The sequence below is a fragment of the Gracilibacillus salitolerans genome (assembly GCF_009650095.1).
GTDB lineage: Bacteria > Bacillota > Bacilli > Bacillales > Amphibacillaceae > Gracilibacillus > Gracilibacillus salitolerans.
In genome coordinates this window covers 736,654-755,063 of sequence record NZ_CP045915.1, presented here as the reverse complement: position 1 = coordinate 755,063, position 18,410 = coordinate 736,654, and the positions used below count along the sequence as shown (strand labels likewise).

General features: G+C 37.3%; 19 protein-coding genes. 7 read left to right on the top strand and 12 right to left on the bottom strand.

Annotation, left to right across the window (positions count from 1 at the left end; all coding sequences use genetic code 11):
* Nucleotides 1-43 precede the first annotated feature (43 nt).
* Together GI584_RS03815 and GI584_RS03810 are read right to left on the bottom strand one after the other, a co-directional pair.
* The gene (locus GI584_RS03815) at nt 44-1,414 is read right to left on the bottom strand and encodes a TrkH family potassium uptake protein (protein ID WP_153790296.1); all 1,371 of its coding nucleotides are present in this window, start codon (nt 1,412-1,414) and stop codon (nt 44-46) included.
* Between the two features lie 76 nt (nt 1,415-1,490).
* Nucleotides 1,491-1,937, bottom strand: a complete 447-nt coding sequence (locus tag GI584_RS03810; protein WP_153790295.1) for a hemerythrin domain-containing protein — start codon at nt 1,935-1,937, stop codon at nt 1,491-1,493.
* Between the two features lie 112 nt (nt 1,938-2,049).
* Between GI584_RS03810 and GI584_RS03805 the strand changes: the two genes are divergently transcribed.
* Nucleotides 2,050-2,829: an ion transporter gene (locus GI584_RS03805; protein ID WP_153790294.1), complete on the top strand. Its 780-nt coding sequence runs from the start codon at nt 2,050-2,052 to the stop codon at nt 2,827-2,829.
* Nucleotides 2,830-3,018: 189 nt separating this feature from the next.
* On the opposite strand, the gene GI584_RS03800 is transcribed toward GI584_RS03805, so the two are convergent.
* The 4 genes from GI584_RS03800 to GI584_RS03785 all read right to left on the bottom strand — a co-directional run bounded on the left by GI584_RS03800 (nt 3,019) and on the right by GI584_RS03785 (nt 5,933).
* Nucleotides 3,019-3,693, bottom strand: coding sequence for a uracil-DNA glycosylase (locus GI584_RS03800; RefSeq protein ID WP_153790293.1), 675 nt, complete (start codon nt 3,691-3,693; stop codon nt 3,019-3,021).
* A gap of 5 nt (nt 3,694-3,698) precedes the next feature.
* Nucleotides 3,699-4,568 carry a ribokinase gene (gene rbsK, locus GI584_RS03795; protein WP_153790292.1) on the bottom strand — a complete coding sequence of 290 codons (870 nt, stop codon included), beginning with the start codon at nt 4,566-4,568 and terminating at the stop codon, nt 3,699-3,701.
* A gap of 15 nt (nt 4,569-4,583) precedes the next feature.
* Nucleotides 4,584-5,516, bottom strand: a complete 933-nt coding sequence (locus GI584_RS03790; protein ID WP_153790291.1) for a nucleoside hydrolase — start codon at nt 5,514-5,516, stop codon at nt 4,584-4,586.
* Nucleotides 5,517-5,603: 87 nt separating this feature from the next.
* Nucleotides 5,604-5,933 (bottom strand): winged helix-turn-helix transcriptional regulator, encoded by a 330-nt coding sequence (locus tag GI584_RS03785; RefSeq protein ID WP_100361961.1) that lies wholly within the window; start codon nt 5,931-5,933, stop codon nt 5,604-5,606.
* 137 nt (nt 5,934-6,070) lie between these two features.
* Between GI584_RS03785 and GI584_RS03780 the strand changes: the two genes are divergently transcribed.
* Nucleotides 6,071-6,601, top strand: a complete 531-nt coding sequence (locus tag GI584_RS03780; protein ID WP_153790290.1) for a YceI family protein — start codon at nt 6,071-6,073, stop codon at nt 6,599-6,601.
* Nucleotides 6,602-6,707: 106 nt separating this feature from the next.
* Here GI584_RS03780 and GI584_RS03775 read toward each other — a convergent pair whose 3' ends face one another.
* The gene (locus tag GI584_RS03775) at nt 6,708-7,664 is read right to left on the bottom strand and encodes a LacI family DNA-binding transcriptional regulator (protein WP_153790289.1); all 957 of its coding nucleotides are present in this window, start codon (nt 7,662-7,664) and stop codon (nt 6,708-6,710) included.
* Between the two features lie 80 nt (nt 7,665-7,744).
* On the opposite strand from GI584_RS03775, the gene GI584_RS03770 reads away from it, so the two are divergent.
* Nucleotides 7,745-7,915 carry a hypothetical protein gene (locus GI584_RS03770; protein WP_153790288.1) on the top strand — a complete coding sequence of 57 codons (171 nt, stop codon included), beginning with the start codon at nt 7,745-7,747 and terminating at the stop codon, nt 7,913-7,915.
* An 89-nt stretch (nt 7,916-8,004) separates the two neighbouring features.
* On the opposite strand, the gene GI584_RS03765 is transcribed toward GI584_RS03770, so the two are convergent.
* Both GI584_RS03765 and GI584_RS03760 read right to left on the bottom strand, forming a co-directional pair.
* Nucleotides 8,005-8,766, bottom strand: coding sequence for a DUF817 domain-containing protein (locus GI584_RS03765; RefSeq protein WP_153790287.1), 762 nt, complete (start codon nt 8,764-8,766; stop codon nt 8,005-8,007).
* A 2-nt stretch (nt 8,767-8,768) separates the two neighbouring features.
* Nucleotides 8,769-9,128, bottom strand: coding sequence for a nuclear transport factor 2 family protein (locus tag GI584_RS03760; protein ID WP_153790286.1), 360 nt, complete (start codon nt 9,126-9,128; stop codon nt 8,769-8,771).
* 55 nt (nt 9,129-9,183) lie between these two features.
* Here GI584_RS03760 and GI584_RS03755 point away from each other — a divergent pair, with 55 nt between their 5' ends.
* The 4 genes from GI584_RS03755 (at nt 9,184) to GI584_RS03740 (ending at nt 14,707) form a co-directional block, all read left to right on the top strand.
* The gene (locus GI584_RS03755; protein WP_153790285.1) at nt 9,184-10,167 is read left to right on the top strand and encodes an NERD domain-containing protein; all 984 of its coding nucleotides are present in this window, start codon (nt 9,184-9,186) and stop codon (nt 10,165-10,167) included.
* Between the two features lie 295 nt (nt 10,168-10,462).
* Nucleotides 10,463-12,406, top strand: coding sequence for an anaerobic ribonucleoside-triphosphate reductase (gene nrdD, locus GI584_RS03750; protein ID WP_153790284.1), 1,944 nt, complete (start codon nt 10,463-10,465; stop codon nt 12,404-12,406).
* The gene (locus GI584_RS03745; protein ID WP_153790283.1) at nt 12,403-13,056 is read left to right on the top strand and encodes a 4Fe-4S cluster-binding domain-containing protein; all 654 of its coding nucleotides are present in this window, start codon (nt 12,403-12,405) and stop codon (nt 13,054-13,056) included. Before nrdD ends, GI584_RS03745 begins: the two co-directional genes overlap by 4 nt.
* A 103-nt stretch (nt 13,057-13,159) precedes the next feature.
* Nucleotides 13,160-14,707 (top strand): BCCT family transporter, encoded by a 1,548-nt coding sequence (locus GI584_RS03740; RefSeq protein WP_153790282.1) that lies wholly within the window; start codon nt 13,160-13,162, stop codon nt 14,705-14,707.
* A 40-nt stretch (nt 14,708-14,747) separates the two neighbouring features.
* Here GI584_RS03740 and GI584_RS03735 read toward each other — a convergent pair whose 3' ends face one another.
* From GI584_RS03735 to GI584_RS03725, 3 genes are read right to left on the bottom strand one after another with little or no spacing between them, the layout of a single operon-like run.
* A complete protein-coding gene (locus GI584_RS03735; protein WP_153790281.1) occupies nt 14,748-16,805 on the bottom strand; it encodes a CocE/NonD family hydrolase in 2,058 nt (685 codons plus the stop codon).
* 31 nt (nt 16,806-16,836) lie between these two features.
* On the bottom strand, nt 16,837-17,484 hold the full coding sequence (locus GI584_RS03730; protein ID WP_100361972.1) for an ABC transporter permease: 648 nt from the start codon (nt 17,482-17,484) through the stop codon (nt 16,837-16,839).
* A 14-nt stretch (nt 17,485-17,498) separates the two neighbouring features.
* On the bottom strand, nt 17,499-18,410 hold the full coding sequence (locus GI584_RS03725) for an ABC transporter substrate-binding protein (protein ID WP_153790280.1): 912 nt from the start codon (nt 18,408-18,410) through the stop codon (nt 17,499-17,501).

The window sequence follows — 18,410 nt, the reverse complement described above, 5'->3', positions numbered from 1 at the left end:
ACCCCTTAGTGTAATTCAAACTAGAGGATAGTTTATCATAGATTTATCCAATTATCATCTTTTCTTTTGGGTAATGGTAGCGGTCATGGACATCATCTCCACGAATTAAGAACAGGAATGAGAAAATTCCAATTCGTCCGATAAACATCAACAAAATGATCACGATTTTTCCGATTGCTGATAAATCAGATGTAATTCCCATCGACAACCCTGTTGTACCAAAAGCCGAAAACACTTCAAAAACTATCGCCATATTCGACAATGGTTCTATCCAAATCAAAAACACGATAGCACTACCACATAACATGATAGCTGTTATCGCGACGATAAACGACCTTGTCACATCCTCTGGATCAACCTCACGTTTGAATACTTTAATCGTATTATGCCCTTTTGCATAATGAAAAATAGCCAGCATCATGATGGCAAACGTTGTGGTTCTAATCCCGCCACCAACACTACTAGGTGATGCTCCAATAAACATGAGCGCACATAAAAGTAATAACGTAGGTGTGGTGAATTCTGCAACATCCATTGTTGCCAAACCACCATTCCGTGTTGTTACAGACTGAAAGAGACTGTAAAACAAGGACTCATGCCAGGCCTTATCTTGCAAGAAATGGTTATGTTCAAATAGAAAAATACCTAATGCTCCGATCACAATTAATATAAAAAACGTAATCGTTGTAACTTTGGCAAATAAAGTGAACTGATATTTCCACTTTAAATCGCGATATCTTCCCCAAAGCACGTCCTGTAATTCTAATAAAACCGGAAATCCAATCGCTCCTAGAACTAAAAGAAGGATAGTAATAAATTGGACAAAGTAGTCATGTGCAAAAGGCTCCAGAGATGTACCTGTAATATCAAATCCTGCATTTGTCGTCGCACTCACAGATGCGAAAATCCCTTGTATTAACGCTTCCTGCCATGTATCAAAGTACTTCAGAAAATGAATAGATAATACAAACGCACCAAACAATTCGATGACTAGAATCGTTCTCAAAATTTTCAACATTAATTGGACTAATCCTGCTAACGTGTTGCGATTTTGATCAATTCGAATCAATTGCCTTGTTCGTATTCCTATTTTTTTACCAAGCAGGATATAAATAAACGTCCCTAACGTCATAATACCTATACCACCAAATTGCAATACAAACGCTAGAACGAAATAACCGACAGTATTAAACGTATCAGCTGTGGATACAACGGTCAGTCCTGTTACACTGATGGCACTTACTGCTGTAAAGATACTATCTAACCATGATACCTTTACACCTTCACGGTGGAAGTACGGGATACTCAGTATTAATGTAGATAATAATGCAGCTGAACAATAAAATAACACAATAAGGTGAATACCAGATAAATTACTTATTTTATGGTAGATAACACTTAACTTTTTACGCACAAGGGTCACTTCTTTCTATTTTCTAGTGCTATAAATGACATTATAGCAAAAAATAGAAATTGTATCCTAATTATTTTTAAAATCCACTATAGGTATCACGATGAAACCTGCCGTTCGCCTGATACAAGTAATTCTCAGGAATTGCTTGTTCAATCATTGGGAAAATAACACGCTCTTCTAAGCGGACATGCTTTTGCAACAACTCGCCTAAGTTCCGAAAGATTTGACGATCCTTACGTTGCGTTCCTCTGATCTGCTGGACATAGCTTCTTATTTGGACATGTTGAATCAGCATTTCCTGAATTTCCGGAATATCAACTGTTTCATATTGGGCATATAACGGTAATAACACTTCTTCTTCATCCCGAAAATGGTCTTCTCCATCATGCTGCCAGAAGTTAATGACATCTCTTGTCATCTGTTGAATACTTGCTTTATCATCTGCATTTTTTAACTGTTGTGCCATAACCAACGTGTGGTGATGGTGATGAGATAATGGGTGTAATGCTTCGTGACGTTTCATTTATACCAACTCCTTTTCTCATATTGTATCAAGTTTGTGTTTATTCTATTTTCATTTTAAAATAACTTTGATAGATATAATGTGATTTGTTATATAGAAAAGGAGAAATCGGATGAATTCATTAAGAAAATTTGTTATGCATAAACGTTTCAATTGGTTTATTACAGGTCTAATCATATTGAATGCAATATTAATAGGACTTGAAACTTTCCCCAATATATATGAAGACTATCATAGTTTCTTTTTAGTTATTGATATCATCATTCTCACCATTTTTACAATAGAGGTTATTTTAAAAATGGTCGTATTGAAAAAAAGTTATTTCTCTAATCCTTGGAATATTTTTGACTTTGTTATTGTACTTGGAAGTCTGATTTTATACAGTACCCCTTTTGTTAGTGTGTTACGTATTTTCCGTGTCTTGAGGGTCTTCCGTACGATTACGGTTATTCCTACACTAAGGCGAATTGTTTCGGCTTTATTTATGGCTATTCCTACCATCAGCAGTGTGTTATTAATTATGCTGATCATATTCTATGTGTATGCCATTCTAGGAACCTCATTCTATGGTGATATTGCGCCTGAATATTTCGGTGATATCTTTTTAAGCTTTGTTACATTATTTCAGATTTTCACTTTAGAATCCTGGGCTAGCGGGATTTTTCGCCCGATTTTTGCAGAGGAACCATGGTCATGGCTGTACTTCCTATCGTTTATTGTGATTGCTACATTCATCATGATTAATTTAATCGTGGGGGAAATCGTTAATAATGCACAAAAAATTACCGACGATATTGAAGAAGACACCGATGAAATCAAAGAGGATACAAGTGAAATAAGAGAGTTACGCAAAGAAATCAGGGAAATTAAGGAAATGTTGCAGAATAAATAACTAGTGTGGAAAATGGATAGTTGACTACCATCTTCTAGATTTGTTGTTTATCTCATCTTACACAGCGCCGAGTGTATGTATGTAGTCCGGAACATATATCTAGATTACTCATTAACCGCAAAAAAGTGTTCATAGATTACTTCTATGAACACTTTTACCTTTTAAATGGCTTTTACCAATCCTATTAACCTACTCAATCTCCCAATCAATCGATTGCTGTCCATTTTGTTCGAGAATTTGATTAGTCTTGGAAAATGGGTTGCTACCGAAGAATCCTCTATGTGCCGATAATGGGCTTGGATGGGGTGATTTGAGCACATAATGTTTGGATAAATCAATCAGTGCTTGTTTTTTCTGTGCTGCTGCTCCCCAAAGTATATATACGACAGGTGTTTCTTTTTGATTCAAGGTCAGGATGACTTGATCAGTAAATTGCTCCCATCCCATACCACGATGAGAATGTGCTTGTCCCTGTCTTACTGTCAATACGTTGTTAAGTAGCAGTACACCTTGTTCTGCCCATTTTACGAGATAACCATGATTAGGGATGGGACAGCCAATGTCTGCATGTAATTCCTTATATATATTTTTCAAGGAAGGTGGAATATCAACTTCTGGCTTAACCGAAAAACTTAAACCATGTGCCTGATTCGGACCATGATAAGGGTCCTGGCCAAGAATCACCACTTTTACTTGATGAAAAGGCGTGTAATGTAACGCATTATAAATATCGTACATATTGGGATAAATTGTATAGTTTTGATACTCCCTTTTCAAAAACTCTCGCAATTCTACATAATAATCCTTTTCAAATTCATCTTCTAATAGTTTTGTCCAATCATTGTTCAATATTTGTGCCGTCATAACAATCAACCTTTTTCTAAAAATTGTTCTACTTGTTCTCTAGTCGGCATGCCGCCTTGGGCTCCTATCTCGCCGACGGATAACGCTGCTGCTGCATTCGCAAACGTGACTGCCTTCGTTAAGGATTGTCCTTCTGCTAATGCTACTGCCAGTGCTCCATTAAAGGTATCACCTGCACCTGTTGTATCTACAACATCAACAGAATGAGCACTTACTTCTTGCTCTTTGCCAGCTTCTACAAAAGATACACCTTGTTTGCCTTTTGTGATAATTAATTTCTCGTTATGCTGATTACCGAATAGTTGTTGTCGTTCGGTTTCGTTTGGAGTAATATATGTAGCTTTTTCCCATGTTGCTTTATCTAATTCCATAGCTGGTGCAGGGTTAACAATAACAGGAATCCCATGTTTATGGCATAATTCAATACTGAAGAAAATTGTTTCTTTTGGAATTTCAAATTGAAGCAAGACATAGTCACTCGTAAGTATGGCAGCTTTTATTTGTTCAATATAATCCTTTGTCACTTTGCCATTTGCTCCGGCAATGATAATGATTCGATTATCCTGCTCAGATAAAATGATATTAGCCAGACCGGTTGGGGTATGACTTACATGATCAATGTGGTCTACTTGAATATTTTCTTTCCGTAATTGATCCATCAATACATCCCCAAATTGATCGTCACCGACACGGCCAATCATCGTTACTTCCGCTCCAAGACGAGCAGCAGCTACTGCCTGGTTCGCACCTTTTCCACCAGGAATCGTTTGAAAATTGGTCCCCCTTACCGTTTCCCCTTGGACTGGTACGATATCTGTTTCTGTAACTAAGTCCATATTAATACTGCCAATCACCGTGATTTTGGGTTGATTCATTCCTTCCATCTCCTCTCAGTCGGAGTATGATTCTAACGCTTTTTTGAATAAACTCCAAAATTTTTCCTGATCGAGTCCAGTAGCAAAATAAGCATTCGGCTCCCGACCTGTTACAGCTAAACGATCAACAACAGTCATCCCGTAGGTGTGCTCCCCTTTTGTTTCTATTGCAACATGAACATGTTCAAACTCAAAAATAGAAGGATCAATGAGATGTGCAACCGTACAGGCATCATGAATCGGACCACCTGGAAATGCAAAATAGTCTTTATATGCTTGCATAAAAAAGACTAATAACTCTGCCACAAATTCACTTACTGAGTTGGAGATTTCTCTTAACTGTTCTACCGTTTCTCTGGTGGCCAATGCCTGGTGTGTTACATCTAGTCCAAACATCCGGATCGGGATCCCGCTCTGGAATACGACCTTAGCAGCTTCTGCATCGACGTAAATATTAAATTCTGCTGCAGGTGTCCAATTACCAAAGGTGCCCCCGCCCATTAAGACAATTTCCTTTATCTTGGTCTTGATAGAAGGGGCTTTTACTAGAGCCAAGGCAATATTAGTTAATGGACCTGTCGGTACTAATGTAATCGGCTCTTCAGATTGGTGTAATTGATCAATAATAAAATCAACGGCATGTTGACTAATCGCCGTTCTTTTTGGTGTCTTCGGCAGATTAGGACCGTCTAAACCTGTTTCTCCATGAATATGCTCTGCTATTTCTGGTTCTCTTACCATCGGTCTTGCTGCACCTTGTACTACCGGAACATCGGTTAAACCGATAATATCACAAACCTTCAATGCATTTAAGGTATTTTTTTCTACTTCTACATTTCCCGAGACAGTTGTAATGCCGACAATATCTAATGGACTAATCTTAGATGCTGCCAGAATCATAGCAATCGCATCATCATGCCCCGGATCACAATCTAAAATCACTTTCATGTTTATCACTCCTTAACCTTTATTGTACACAAAGAAACTGCGAAGCATCTACTCCACAGTTTCAGTTCTATTTATTTCGGGTAAGAGTTACACAAATGATTGTTTTTCTTTTTCCATCCAGCCATCTGCCCAATTTTGGATGCTTTCTAATACTGGTTCTAAAGCTTTTCCTTTTTCTGTTAGGGCATATTCGATTCTGACCGGTGTTTCATCATAGACATGGCGTTTCACGATGCCTTGTTTTTCCAAATCTTTTAACCGTTCTGATAGAACACGACCACTAATACCGATTGTTGCTTCGATGGTAGAAAAACGCTGTGCACCTTCTAACAATTGAAAAATAATTAACCCAGTCCATCGTTTATTTAGTATATTTAATGCCGATTCAAACTTCGGACAAATCGTTTTGTCTGCCATAGTTCTCACCTCTTTAATTATAGTATAGCAAATTTTTTTACAGAAATAAAATAATCAAATTACTTGACGTAATTAATTAATATTTGTATACTTAGTTACATAAAGTAAGTTAATTTTTGTTAGGGAGGAATTTTAAAATGGCTAATGTAACATTAGACAAAGTACACAGTGCACTAAACTTTGAAGTAAAACATATGATGGTTTCTAAGGCAAAAGGGGACTTCCAAAACTTTGATATTGATTTCAATGGAGATTTCGACGATATTGAGAATGCTAGTGTAAAAGTAACAATCGATGTAGCATCTATCGAAACAAATAACGATGATCGTAATGGTCACTTAAAATCAGAGGATTTCTTTAATGTGGAACAATATCCAAATATTACGTTTGTAAGTAAATCAATCACAAAAGTAAGTGATTCTGAATTTAAAGTAACTGGTGATGTAACAATCAAAGGTGTAACAAATGAAGAATCATTTACAGTAGAATACAATGGAAAAGCAAAAGACCCGATGCAAGGTAATACTATTGCCGGTGCAGATGTAACAGGAAAAATCAACCGTGAAGATTATGGCTTAACTTGGAATGCACCACTTGAAACTGGTGGCGTATTAATCGGTAAAGAAGTTAAATTCTCCGGTGGATTCGAATTTGTAGTTGAAGAATAAAGATAAACACAAAAAGCCAACGCTTCATGCGTTGGCTTTTTCAGGCGCTTTGTCATGTTGTATCACCTTCTGCTATTATACACAATTTACAAAGCGTTTACATTTATTAAACAGTTCCTCTTTCTATAAGGTTGACCGAAAGTTCTTCATGGCGATTGATTGCCTTTCCTAAAACATGCTGAAACAGCCGCTCACCCATTGTTGCAATCGGTATTTCAAATGTTGTAATATCCATCATTTTTGCTATTGGTTGATTATCGAAACCAATGATTGCCATGTCCTCTGGTACTTTCATATGTGCGTTCTTACAAGCTGTCAGGATGCCTGCTGCCACCACATCACTCGTTACCAGCAATGCATCTGGTTTTTCTGTTAATTCTGAGATTTCATCCATCACTTTTTGACCATCTTCAAAATAATAGTTTTCAGTAAAAACAAATTCCTTTTGCGGGTATTGTGTCAGAAAATTTTTATAAGCCAGATGACGAAAGTAACTATTTGAGCCTGATTCACGCCCTATGCAGTAACCGATTCTTTTGTATCCCTTTTGTTTTAGGTAAGCTAATGCATCCATAAAACTTTGGTAATGGTCGACAAAAACAGAATCTATGCTTTTATTCCCTGCTGCATTTTCACTGACAACAATTTTCCCGTATTGCTGGTAAGCTTCAATAGTTGCTAATTCGATCATATGAGAACAAATAATCAGTCCATCAATTTGTTTATGTTTTAACATATCTAACGCTTCTTGCTCTCTTTCTTTTTCGTAATTGGTCTGAATGAGAACAAAATGATAATGATTTTCTACCGCTTGCTTTGCAATTCCCTCGATAAGCAGCCCAAAGTATGGATGCTTTACAAAAGGAACGACAACACCGATTAAATGAGATTTTCCCTGGCTAAGACTTACCGCATTTCGATTCACCTGATAGTCTACTTTCCTCATCACATCGATAACTGCTTTCCGCTTATCTTCACTAACATATGGATGGTCATTGATTACTCGAGAAACAGTTGTCACTGACACGCCGGCCATTTTTGCGATATCACGAATATTTGCCAAGATTTTCACCTTTTTTCTAAAAAATTTCTTGCTCTGAAACGCGTTCCACCATCTAAGCTAAGAATAAAGGAGGGTGAATGATGGAAATAATATTTGGTATTTTTATCTGGTTGTTTATGTGTGGTAGTATCCTTATTTTAGCATCCTTTGCCATTCATTTAGAAGGAGAAGAAGAAAAGCGTGATTTGAAGGGATATCTGGCTTATATCGAAGAAGTGTATAGCAGGAATATTACCGATCAAAAAAAATAAGAGGGAAAGCACATACAGAATCAGTTGTTGCTTTCTGTATGTGCGATTTTTTCTGATAATATTGTAAAAGAGAATTTTTTCCTCTTACTTTAATAGGATTCTCTCCTCTCCTTCAAGTGTTTTAACATGGCTACAATTAGAAAGCTGACAATCACTAACAGGAGCCAGGAGCTAATTTTACCTAAATGAACGATTTGCCATGTTTGAGATTGCCCTGGATATTGCCATGCACCGAAAAAGGTAGCAATATTCTCTGCTATCCAAATAAAAAAGCCAATTAATACAAATGAAAGAACTAGTGGCATCTTATATGTACGTCCATTTACCCGATAATAGACAATTGTTTGCAAGAATAATAGAATCGTTGCGACCTTAAGCACCCAGCGAAAATCATAGATATAGTGATGAGTGAAAAAGTTAAAATAGATGGCTGCACTCAAGATGGCAACAGTCCATGTTGGCGGCCATTTTTCCAGTTGGACATCAAGTCGACGCCATGCCTGACACAAATAACTGGCAACACTTGCATACATAAAACCGCTATACAGTGGTACACCAACTATCTTGGTAAGAGCTTCTTCTGGATAACTCCAAGACCCCATATGTACTTTATATATTTCCAGCGCAAGACCAATAAGGTGAAAAACACAAATTACTTTTAACTCATCCCATGTTTCCAGTTTGGTGACAAGCATGAGTACTTGGGTTATAAGACATATGATAAGGATGAAATCATAACGGTGAATAAAAGAGACATCCATTATTTGTGTAATCGCTAATGTAGAAAAAATAACAACGGCAAAAATACACGATTTCGCCTGCTCTATACCAAACGTCCATAACTGTCGCACGGCTAGATCTCCAACACGTAACTGATGATTTCTTTTATTTTTCCATCTTTATGCTTATTTAACTTGTAAATATCGCAGAAACTATAATGACGCTGTTCACCATTTTTATCTGTAGAATGAATAATGCCATTAACGACTCCTTCTTTTCCATGCGTAATCAAATGCTCGATTTCGAGTTCGAATTGATTGCCATTATCCATTCCTTGTAGTGCCTGTTCTAAGTTATCGATACCCTTAATCGTATCATTTCCGACCATGCGCCATGTGATATCATCAGTTACACTTTCTAGTATTTTTTCACTATTCCCTTTGACAAAGGCTTCATTAAATTCACGGAAAAATTGTTGATTTTTTGTTTCCATATATTGCACACTCCTTTTTCAAAATTAGTATACCATAGGAGGCTTGTTTGTTATAATGAATCGGAAAGGAGATGATTTATTGATCGTTGGACCTCCACAAAAAACACAGCAACTGCTGCAATTAGAAGTGATGCAAGAACGTTACCTCGACATCCCTCAAGATATCTCCGAATCGTTTGGCAGAGAACTTGCCGGCTATCTTGGAGAGAAAAGTTTACCTTACTTCATAGACCTCATTACTACTACATCCCATTATGATTTATATGGTCTTAGACTTAAAAGAAGCAATCACCACTTCCAAATCGATGGCTTATTTTTATTCCGTTCCTTTTTCTTAATTACCGAAATAAAGCATTTAAGAGGAATACTATCTGTTAACGAAGCACAGCAACTGATTCAATCGAAAGAATCGGAAGATAAAGTGTACCAGCATCCTCTCTCTCAAGCAAATTCACAAAAAGAACAGCTCAGGAAAGTTTTAGAAGACCTCGGTTTTGAATCCATCCCCATCTACACGTTAGTTATTTTCACTTATGATCGAGCAAATATCACATTTGAGCATCCTGACATGATTCCTGTTCAACAACTACTTTTTCGATTGAAAGAATTAACTCGGAAATTTTCAGATCCTAGGTTAGATCGGAATCAACTATTACAATTAGGAAAAAAGTTACTGAGCATGCATCGAGAGCGACCTCTTACTTTTTTACAACCTAGTAGAGAAGTGCTTCGAAATATGAAAAGAGGTGTCTTTTGTCCAAAATGTAAACCGAAGGTAATGAAATGGACATATGGTACTTGGAAATGTAGTAAATGTGGCTATAAAGATAAAAATGCTCACTTACCTGCTTTGATTGATTTTGTCTTTTTATTCGGATACACGATTAACAATAAACAAGCAAGATGGTTTTTATTATTAGACTCCATTTACACTGCATCACGTATTTTGAGAAAATTAGAAGTGGAATCTTATGGGGGAAATAAAAATAAAACTTATAACTTAAGATTTTTACTGAATAGCTATAAAGGAAGGCCCTAATCATGTGCTCTTCCTTTGTTATTCATTATTTATTCTTAACTCAAGTATTTTGGGTTGTAACTTCCACCGTTTATTTGCAACTCTGACTTTTTATTTGCAACTTTTCGGATTTATTTGCAGCTCTGACTTTTTATTTGCAACTTTCCGTATTTATTTGCAACTCTGGCTTTTTATTTGCAACTTTTCGTATTTGTTTGCAGTATCTACCTGAAACTGTATTTAGTGATAAAAATCACTTATCAACACTATATATTGTGTTACATTCTATTCATCATACTAAAAGGAGAGTTGATCCATGTTTCAGAATACCGAGCAAATTATCAAAAAGTTCACATCCAACGAAGATGATAAAAAAGCAGATTATTTAAAAAGGGAGAATAGTAATTATGTATATTCTCTTCCACTCCTCAGGCACAATTTAAACAATCATGCGGAGGAGCAGTTCCTTTTTCACCATATTCTTCCTTCTAGAATAAAAGAGTTATATGATGAAGGAATTGTCTATGTTCATGACAAACAACTTGCACCTTATTGCGTATCGATTAGTTGTAAGGATATAGCAATGAAGGGTATTCCTTCCCTAGCGAAAAATATGATTACCTCCAAACCTACGAAACGATTATCGATTTTGCTCAGACATTTCAGCAATGTGATCACACTTATTTCGCAACAAGTATCTGGGGCTGTCATGCTTGCACAGCTCTCAACAATAGCCGCTTCCTATCTGCAGGAGGAGGAAAATCATAATATTACATACACTCAAGATGAATTAAAACAGCTTTTTCAAAGTTTAATTTGGGAACTGAATATGCCATTAAGATCAGGTGCGCAAAGTAGTTTCTCTAATATTACTTTGGAATTCGGTAAGCCTTCAGAAGAAATAAAAGACGAGTATGTTGTGATTGGTGGAGAGCCGCTACCGATTAAGTATTCAGAGATTCCATCTGCATATTTTGATCGGATTAATCAAGCGATTATCGATGTGATGAGTGAAGGAACCGGCAGTGATGGTATTCCATTCACTTTTCCACTACTTACCGTACAAATCGATGATGACTTTAACTATCACAATCCACTATTCCTAGAATTACTCGATAAGATGTATAACTGGGGTGGGGTCTATTTTGAGAACTTTAAGACGAAGCCTTTTGAAGATCCTTATTATAAAGCAATAAACCCTACGATTCAGGCGAAAGATCCAGAAGTTAGTCGCAGTCTTTGTTGCAGGTTACAAATAAATCTAGAAACATTGTCCAAAGCGGGTGGTGGTGTCTTTGGTTCTTCTACCGGATCCACAGGGGCTGTACAGGTAATTAACCTTAATATCAACCGCTTGTTGCTTGAATTCGAAGACGATATCGATACTGTTAAAGAGAAAATGCGGGAATACTTGGAAGTGATGCAAGAAGCACATATGGCAAAACGTAATTGGTTAGAGCAAAACAAAGATCTTTACCCTACCTTTTTCTCCTATAATCATAATCTAAAAAACTATTTTAACGTTTTTGCGATTACGGGAATGAATGAGAAACTTATCAATATCGGTTACCAAAAAGGAATCAATGATCCTGAAGGTAAACTAATTGCGCATGAATTAATGCAATATATGACAGATATAGTCAATGAGTTTATTGTTCGGGATAAAGTTGCTTGTGGTATTGAGTATGCACCTTCAGAAAATGCTGCGATTAAATTAGCAAGACATGATCATAAGTGGGCGGAGGTAAACCATAAAAATATTTTCACCCAAGGAGAAGGTGAAAATCCTTACCTTACCAGTGGTTGTATGACACCTTTTTCAGAGGATGATTTCTTAGATCAATTAGAAAACAGTGCAGAATTCCAAGGCTACGCTACTTCAGGAAGTGTCCTGCACCATTTCTTGGAATCAAAAGTAACACCAGAAAAACTGGTAACCTACTTAGATAAAATTTTTGAAAAACCGATTAACTATATCACATTAACGCCGACGATTACATCATGTATGGATTGCGGACAAAAAATGGTAGCGGAGGATGCGAAAAATGTGCAAGAATGCCCGACATGCGGCTCCCATGATATTGCTTCTTTTAGCCGTGTGATTGGTTACTTAAAAATGATCGCACGAAACAACATTAACGTTGATGAAAAAGGCTATTACAAAGGAAAATATAATTTCTGGTCAAAAGCAAGACGTCATGACTGGAATGTGCGCAAACGGATGAAAGAAGAAACGATTGAAGAAGTTGTTCATTCGTGAAATTTTATAACCGTTTTATTCGCACATTTCAAGACTTGCCTGATCACACAACATTACTGGTACACTCCTTATCAGGCTGTTTATTACATTGCTACGGTTGTCACAATTATGATGAAATTATTGCTAATACACCAAGGCAGTATAAAACAAAAGAGGATTTGTATAATTATTTAGAAAAAAGCGGCTTTTTGTTTGATGCGGTTATGTTTAGTGGAGGAGAATTTTTAATCGATAAAATAGAGGACATTACAGTTTTACTGGAACAAGTTCAGAGCATTTTCAATGGGAAAATCATTGTAACAACTTGTGGGATATATAATACGAAAATCAAACATTTAATCGAAAAAGAATTGGTGGATGGTATTCATATTGATATGAAGCTGCCATATCATGTATTAGATCCAAAGGAAGATCAGAAAATTTTCCAAGATATAATGGGGATTAAAGCTAGCCATCAATTAATCGAAAATTTATTAGAAAGTATTGATACCGTCATTCAACACAATTCACCACTGGATCAGGTACGAACAGTAAAATATCCGATTCTCGCTGATACCTTTTTTGATGAAATTCGTGATTATATCGAACAAAGAAAGAGCTATTTTCAAAGTGATGTCCCTTATTATTTAAATCAGTTTCAATATGTGTAACAGATAGGATACGAATAGTTCGTATCCTTCTTTTTGTTTAATTTTGTAGATGTGTGGTAACTCATTATTGTACCCGCAAAAAATAGAAGGAGAGTGAGTTAGTATGAAACAAAGAACTGGTCATGATTGGAATTTAATTGATCATAAAATCTTTATTCCATCCTTACTTTTCATCATTATGATTAGCATTCCTTTTTCTATTTACGAATCTGAATCATTAAATCTGCTGAATACTATATTTGATAAAATTGTAGATGTTTTCAGTTGGGGGTATATCTGGTATGCACTTATTTTGGTAGCAGCCGGGTTGTATTTATCATTTTCCAAATACGGAAAAGTAGTGCTTGGCAATCCAAATGAAAAACCGAGATTTACTATGTTTGAGTATGCATCGATCTTGATTGCAATGGGTGTTGGCTCCACCATTATGAGAACAGGAATGGTACAGTGGACACAGGTGGCATTGGACCCTCCTTTTGGTGTAAGTCCTGAATCGCAGGAAGCACTTTTATGGGGAAATGCCTATAGTATGTTTCTATGGAGCTTTCAAGTATTTGCAATCTTTGTAATGGCAGCTCCAGCAATGGCTTATATTATCCATGTTAAGAAAAGACCGTTGATGCGCATCTCAGAGGCATGTCGCTGTATTTTTGGGGACAAATTCACTAATGGTATCGGTGGAAAAGTATTAGACATATTATTCTTAGTCAGTATCTTATCTGGTGCTGCCGTAACATTAGGCTTAGGTACACCTATCATTACGTATAATGTTTCGGCACTGCTGAATATCGAGGTTACCTTTGGCCTTACCATGATTATAACGATTATTTGGGTTTTCCTATTCTCCGTAAGTGCCTATCTCGGTATCGAAAAAGGGATTAAGCGCTTGAGTACATTTAATATGTATTTAGCCGGTGGACTTGCTGCCTTTATTTTAATCGCTGGTCCTGGTATTTTCATTTTGGATTATTTTACTGACACGGTTGGACACTTGCTTCAACATTATCTGCAATTGTCCTTATATACCGATTCCGTCGTAATGGAGACGACTACACATGTACAAAGCCATATGATATTCTGGTTTGCTTACAGTGCGACATGGGCGATGCTACACAGTATTTTCGCAGCAAAAATTTCTAAAGGACGTACTGTCAAAGAAATGATCCTCACCTATTTACTGGCGCCAACCATGCTTTCCTGGATCGCGACAGGTGTCTTAGGTGGATTTGGTGTGGAACGTTATCTTACAGGTGAAGTACCTGTTCTCGATATTGTAGAAGGCAATGATCCAATGAATGCAATACCTGAAATTCTTCTTTCTTTACCATGGTCGAGCATTGCCATTATTGCATTTGTAGTAGTATCGATGATTTTCCTGACCACTACATTGGACTCCACGACATACACCATTGCGGCATATACGAGCAAACGAGATATGAGTAAACTGGAGCCATCGAGAAAACTAAGAATTATTGTAGCGGCTATTATTACAACACTTGCATTAATACTCATGCAAATTGGTGGTCTTGCGCCACTTGAAGTAATTTCAGGATTAATGGGAATACCAATTATCGTGATTCAATTTCTAACCATATATGCAGCGAAAAGAATGATGGATGAGGATAAAGCATGGATTTATAATGTGAGATAAAGAAACAACGCTTGGAACCATTCCAAGCGTTGTTTTTAACTTACTGAAAATCTCTCTTTATCGTTTTCTTCCATTCTTTCTGGAAAATTTCCTTTCCATTTTCAAATGCTATTAACCGATTGAAAAGGTAGAAATTGTCTTCATCACTAGTCATTTCACTAAATGTGTCTAGTTTGGTTTGCCAGTCATCACGTCCTACTACTAATTCCCATTCACAAGTTACCTTGGCTGATAATGGGTCGTTTTCTTTGATCGAGAATGTGTTTTTATTGATACTGCCGTGTTCTACACCATTGGTTAGAAGTTTACGTTCACCCTCGTCAGAGAAATCTTCCAACTTCCAAATACCATTGATGAGATCGTGTTTCACTTCTCGTGTACGTTTCTCTTTACGGAGAATCTCTTTTTCTATTACTTCTGCTGTCTCCGGTACTAGGAAGTGTGCACCTGCATCTTCATCCTCTGGCTGTGGTGTACGAGAAGGTAATGCTAGATACGTGTTTTCATTCTGATAGATAGTTAGGTTCACCGGTTTGGGTGAAGGCCATGCTTGTGGCCAGTATGTTGGTGATAACACTAACTCAATCGAATGACCCGCGGGAATCTGCTGACCAAGTACATTCAAATCAACAGAAACCTGATATTTTCTCCCAGGCTCTAAGCTCAGAGGATATTCATGGGATTCGAGATGATTCAGATTCAACATCCCCCATGTAATCATAGTTGATTCACCTGTTGGAGCCTTATCATTTACTTTTGCAACGATAAAAGCATTTTCCTGATCCACGTAAAATTCGGCATGAAATTTCGGTTGCCCCAATAGATCCATTGTTTCTTCTAACGGATCTGACGTAAATACGACCGCTTTTCCATTTTCCAAGCGCTGGTCTGCAGGTAAATCTCCTGGCTGACCGAATGGACAAAATACACCATTATAAAATCCATGTTCTTGTACACTCGGAATCACTACTTGATCAGGTTGTGCAACAGGATTTGTTGAGATTGTTTGTCCATTCATATACCATTTTGTCATTTGGACATTATTAGAAGGCCATGTGTTATCACTTACCCATTTACCCGGTCGTTTGTCATAGGTTACTTGTGGCAATTCGCTGTCTTGTATCCAAGAAATAAGCTGAGGCTCGTCCCTTATGCCAGTGTCGATTCCTTTTAACCATTGATCCCACCAGCGTAAGCATTCCTGCAAGAAACCAATATTTGGTTCAGGTGTCGCTACTTCCGGATATTCATGTGCCCATGGACCTAGCAAACCTTTACTTTCGTTTGGTAAATGCTCTAACAAACGGAACACCGCATTTGTGTATCCGTCCTGCCATCCACTTACTGCAAATACAGGAATATCTACTTTAGAAAAATCTTCACACACCGAGCCATGTTTCCAATACGCATCACGACGCTGATGTGTTAACCATTCTTCTACAAAAGGTGGTGTGTTTTCTAAACGGTCAAGCCAGTTTTCTCTCCAACCGTCTCCCACTACAGCAGGATCTTGTGGTCTGGCATTATAGACAAACATAGTAGAAGCCCACCACAGCATATCGGATGCCAGGACATTTCCACCTTTATAATGCACATCATCAGAAAAACGGTCATCTGTTGAACATAACGTAATAATTGTTTTTAGAGCAGGGTGCTGTCGGGCTGCGACTTGCAAACTGTTAAATCCTCCCCAAGATTTACCGATCATCCCTACTGCGCCTGTTGACCAGTCTTGTTTATTTATCCAATCTAGTATCTCTAATGCATCATCATGCTCTTGTTTTAAATACTCATCTAACAAAATACCATCTGAGTTACCTGACCCACGAATATCGACACGAATACTTGCATAACCATGGCCAGCAAAATAAGGATGTCTGACAGAATCACGAATTGCCGTAAAATCATTCTGACGGTATGGAATATACTCTAATATCGCTGGCACCGGATTTTCTTTTGCATCTTCGGGTAACCAAATTGTTGCAGCGAGTTTGGCACCATCCGACATGGGTATCCAGACATTCTCCAGCTTTTTTATTTGGTGTGGAAATTCTTTTTTTACTCGGCGCTCTTGTGAATCTTTTATGTTAAAAACCAATGTTGTCCACCTTTCTTTTCCTCAAATACTCTTATGCTAACGCCATTCTTTTCTTGGCCCTTTTCTCTAAAAGGCCCAATGCTAAATCTGCCACAATCGCCAAGAGTGTTGCAGGAATAGCACCTGCATAGATTTTCACTTCCGATTGCAAACTGATTCCTGAAATAATTTCTTTCCCTAAACCTTCTGCTCCAATATAAGGTCCAATACATGCAACAGCTATAGCAATAACTGATGCTACACGTAATCCTGCCAAAACAAATGGAATCGATAATGGAAACTGTACTTTTGCAAGTAATTGTAAAGGCGTCATCCCGGAACCTTTACCTGCTTCCATAATGCTGTCGTCTACTTCGCGAATACCAACATAGGTGTTGCGCACAATTGGCATTAAAGAGTATAGAAAGAGTCCAATTACCATTGTTTGAAATCCTAACCCGAAGTAAAGCATAAGAATAGCTAACATAGCCAGACTCGGAATTAGTTGCAGAATGTTCGTTAATGAAATAATAAAAGGAGCTAAACGTTCAAATCGCGCCGCAATAATTCCTAATGGAATGCCTGCGACAAGCGCTAACGCTATGCCGTAAACAACCATCAATATGTGTTCGATTGTTAATTCTAACAGTAAACTGCTATTATCCAGCATGTATAGACCGAGTTCTTGGAGAAAGCTCATGTCATCACCTTTCCCTATTCAAGCATTCCTTTTTCTTGTAAAAATTCACGTGCTACATCTTCCGTGCTCTGCTCTTCCATATCTACTAGGCGAATTAATTCCGTCATTTCTTCTGTGCTCACTAATCCAACAATAGAATCCAGTACTTCCGCTACTTCTGGGTATTCATCAATAACAGCATTTCGCGCAACTAATGAACCCTCATATGGTGGGAAGAAGTTCTGGTCATCTTCTAAAATAGTCAAATTATATTCAATGATTTGCGGATCTACTGTATAAGCAGTAACAGCTTCAACATCGCCACTTGCGATTGCTGCATACATTAAGGCAACATCCATTCCTCTTGCATCAGCAAATTCATAACCATATGCTGCTTTATAACCTTCGTAACCATCATTGTCACGTTCAATCCAGGAATTATCTGTACCAATCGTTACTTGATCTGCAACCTGACCTAAATCTGTCATTGTGTGAATACCGTGTTCATCTGCAAAAGCTTGTTTAATTGCAATACTGTATTGGTTGCTAAATCCAATCGAGTCATACCATTTCATATCATATTTTTCACCGAATAAATGCTGCGCCTGTTCTAACGTTTTTTGCGGATCTGTTGAATATTCTACCTGATCTTCATCAAAGTGATTGTTGTAGACTTCTCCTGAATATAATGTAGCAAAATCAAAATCTTTTTGGTCAATCGCATTCATAACCTGTGGACTTGCTGGAATATCTTCTGTAATGTTTACTTCATGATCTGTTTGGTCTTCAATCAGAAGTTTAACGATTTGCCCCATAATTTTTGGATCTGTATTTTTTTGTGCGCCATATTCAAACACTTCTCCACCATCTGCAGAAGTGTTGCCTCCACATGCTGTTACAATCATTAATAATACTGTTAACATACTTGCTACTATTACTTTTCTCAT